The sequence below is a fragment of the Candidatus Cryosericum hinesii genome (genome assembly GCF_003570985.1).
GTDB lineage: Bacteria > Caldisericota > Caldisericia > Cryosericales > Cryosericaceae > Cryosericum > Cryosericum hinesii.
On the sequence record NZ_QXIW01000008.1, the window covers coordinates 4,522 to 6,601 of the forward strand.

Sequence of the window (2,080 nt, forward strand, 5' to 3'; positions counted from 1 at the left end):
GCGACGCTTCAGCTGGACGTCCATGCCCGACCAGGCTTCGTCCTTCATGGTGCGCTTGCGGACAAGCTGGTTGTAAATGCCGACGAGCCACAAGACGACGAGAACAATGACTGCAAGAGCGATAATCCAACCCATTGTGTGTTCCTCCNNCATAGTGTAGAGAAAACGGCACCATTGCAAAAGTTTCCTGTGGGGTCAGGTGTAAGTACGCCTGGAAAAGTGTAACATTCTCGGGATGGTCCCGTTTTTGTAACACTGTTACACTTTTGGGACAGGTCTGGTTTGCGAAACGGCAGGAAAGACTGGATTCCCGCCTGCGCCGAGGAACGCCACTCGTATTGCAGAGAAATACTCGTGAGGAGCACCCCTCGTATTAGAAAGAAATGCTCGGGGGAGAATGACGGAGAAAGGCACTTTTCACTTGGGTTGATCCGGTAGCTTTAGCAGAAAACAGAGGGTGAAAACAGCGAGCCCGCCGTTGGTCTATGGGTCCGCTTCCGGGACATCGTCCGTGTCCTCGGGCAGGTTCGCCGGCAGCCGGAGTGTGCCATCGCTGTCACAGTACAACGGAAGTGCCGCTACGACAGCAGATAAGTTGAGAGAGCCGTAGATGTGTGGGTAATAGAGCCCGTCGGACAGTTCCCAGAGCGTTTCCGCGTTGAGCAGCTTTTGACTGATGCACAGGAGCAGCAGGTCGTTGCTGCCATGGTAATGCTTGTCCGCGACGTTGGTGACCTGATCCAGCGCCGCGCAATGGATGAAGCCGTCGCTCTCGAAGTTTTCGGGGAGATATTCCCCGTCGAGCAGTGCCTGCTGCCACAAATCTTCGGTTTCGATGTGATAGATCATGCCGTTTCTTCCTCCGGTCAGAAATGTAGTATTACGGTCGTGGCGTCGTCCCCTTCGCCTTGCAAGTGAGATGGTCGAACTGGACCTCCAGCACGGCAACACGGGAAAGGGCTTCGTCGGGGAAGACCTCTTCGGGGACGCCGGGATGGCATTGACGGGCGATGACATTCAGGTCGCGCCCCTTGACCTGGGGGTCGAGGACGAATGACGCAGTGCCGGTTCCGATGACGCTGACATAGTTCGCCGTGCATTCCTCGCCCGTTGCTCCGAACACGAGCTGGACGTCCTCGTCGATCTCGACGCAGACGCGAGGGTTGGCGCGCAGGATATCTAGCTTCCGGCCCTGGCTCGCACCGTGGAGAAGCAGGCGTTCACCGTCCCAGCCGCAGTTCATGGTGACCAGGTACGGCTCGCTGCCATCCACCACCGCGACGCGGCACAGTGTGGCACGTCCCAGAATGTGCTGTAGGACGGCGGTATCGGTTACCTCGTACTCTTTCTTTCGCATAGGTCTCTCGGTTGTTCCCATGGTTCCTCCCCTGCCCCTTCAGGGGCACCCGCACAGTATATGAGAAACTCCGCGGTCGTCACGGGCTGTGGCGTGGGCACTGCATCTCCTGACGTGCCCAGAGCGCTCCGCGGCCACCCTCTTGACACCACCGTCATGTGTACTAGATTATTAGTACACCAAGACGCTAGGTGATACAATGACCGTCCAAAGGACGGAGGAGGCGTGACATGGAGTTTGATGACAGAGCTCCCATCTACACGCAGATCATGGACCTGATCAAGAGGCGGATTGCCGTCGGGGAGTTGAAGGTCGGGCAACAGCTGCCCTCGGTTCGCGACCTTGCCCAGCAGGTCGTCGTGAACCCGAACACCGTCCAGAAGGCCTACCTTGAGCTGGAACGTGAAGGGTATGTCGCGACACAGCGCGGGATGGGGACCTTCGTGTCCGGCGACGGCGGTACCGTCGACCTCATGCGGCAGGAACTTGCGCGCGACATCGTGGCAACGTATATTGCGGGAATGCGCTCGCTGGGGTATGGACCGGAGGAGATAGCGGCGATGGCAGCGGAAACAGCCAGGAAGGAGAAGAAATGAGCATGCTCGTACAGATCAGCAGTCTTACGAAGCGCTATATCGGTACGTCGGCACTGTCCGACATCACGCTGGAGGTGCCCGAAGGGCACATCATGGGACTGCTTGGTCCCAACGGCAGTGGGAAGAC

At 58.0% G+C, this 2,080-nt stretch carries 3 protein-coding genes and 1 pseudogene; 1 reads left to right on the top strand and 3 read right to left on the bottom strand.

Annotated elements, in window-relative coordinates:
• The 3 genes and pseudogenes from SMC3_RS09870 to SMC3_RS01585 all read right to left on the bottom strand — a co-directional run.
• Positions 1–135 (bottom strand): annotated as a pseudogene (locus SMC3_RS09870) (LemA family protein); the annotation flags it as partial.
• Between the two features lie 348 nt (positions 136–483).
• On the bottom strand, positions 484–849 hold the full coding sequence (locus SMC3_RS01580) for a DUF952 domain-containing protein (RefSeq protein ID WP_165846500.1): 366 nt from the start codon (positions 847–849) through the stop codon (positions 484–486).
• 31 nt (positions 850–880) lie between these two features.
• Positions 881–1,378, bottom strand: a complete 498-nt coding sequence (locus SMC3_RS01585) for a pyridoxamine 5'-phosphate oxidase family protein (protein ID WP_119088321.1) — start codon at positions 1,376–1,378, stop codon at positions 881–883.
• Positions 1,379–1,587: 209 nt separating this feature from the next.
• Here SMC3_RS01585 and SMC3_RS01590 point away from each other — a divergent pair, with 209 nt between their 5' ends.
• On the top strand, positions 1,588–1,953 hold the full coding sequence (locus SMC3_RS01590; protein ID WP_119088320.1) for a GntR family transcriptional regulator: 366 nt from the start codon (positions 1,588–1,590) through the stop codon (positions 1,951–1,953).
• The last annotated feature ends 127 nt before the right edge of the window (positions 1,954–2,080 follow it).